At 69.9% G+C, this 246-nt stretch carries 1 protein-coding gene; it reads right to left on the reverse strand.

Features of this window, described 5'->3' with window-relative positions; genetic code table 11:
- Window positions 1-33 precede the first annotated feature (33 nt).
- A partial coding sequence (locus tag NVV99_RS26745) for a glycoside hydrolase family 97 C-terminal domain-containing protein (RefSeq protein ID WP_260783328.1) occupies window positions 34-246 on the reverse strand: 213 nt, incomplete at its 5' end.

Raw genomic sequence — 246 nt, forward strand, 5'->3', positions numbered from 1 at the left:
ACGCCGATCCACGGCGCACGCGCGGTGCTTTCTTCACTCCAGCGGCAGCAGCCGGATCGCGAATCCGCCGCCCGGTGCAAGCCACAGCGACAGCACGTCGCCGGCGCTGACCGTGCGTTCCTCGTGCACGACGCGGAAGCGGGCATCGCCGCGGTAATCGGCGCCATCGCCATCTCGGTAAACCTCCGCGCCCCAGCGTTTGCCGGCCTCCAGGAAATCCAGCGACAGCAACCGCTGGGGCGCGGA

The sequence above is a fragment of the Rhodococcus sp. PAE-6 genome, assembly GCF_025290685.1.
GTDB classification, from domain to species: domain Bacteria; phylum Actinomycetota; class Actinomycetes; order Mycobacteriales; family Mycobacteriaceae; genus Rhodococcus; species Rhodococcus pyridinivorans.